This window comes from Pseudomonas sp. SIMBA_068, assembly GCF_046534705.1.
GTDB classification, from domain to species: domain Bacteria; phylum Pseudomonadota; class Gammaproteobacteria; order Pseudomonadales; family Pseudomonadaceae; genus Aquipseudomonas; species Aquipseudomonas putida.
Genome location: NZ_JAWRYI010001531.1, coordinates 1 through 239, shown reverse-complemented (window position 1 = coordinate 239; position 239 = coordinate 1). Strand labels below are relative to the sequence as shown.

The 239-nt window shown below is 67.4% G+C and carries 1 pseudogene; it reads right to left on the bottom strand.

Annotated elements, in window-relative coordinates:
- Positions 1 to 239, bottom strand: a pseudogene (locus SB756_RS34805) (ABC transporter ATP-binding protein); the annotation flags it as partial.

Below are 239 nucleotides of genomic sequence, written 5' to 3'. Positions count from 1 at the left end.
CCAGTGACGGCAGGTCCAGGTGGTTACCGGGTTCGTCCAGCAGTAACAGGTCGAGCGGCCGTTCGCGGTACAACACGGCGGCCAGTGCCGCCTTCATCCGTTCTCCGCCGCTGAGCAGGCTGCTGGGCAGTTCGATACGGGCCGCATCCAGCCCAAGCTGCGCCAGGCGGCTGCGTAATTCACCCTGGGCCATTGCCGGGTTGGCCCTGCCCAGGTGGTCGAGCACACTGCTGTGGCCG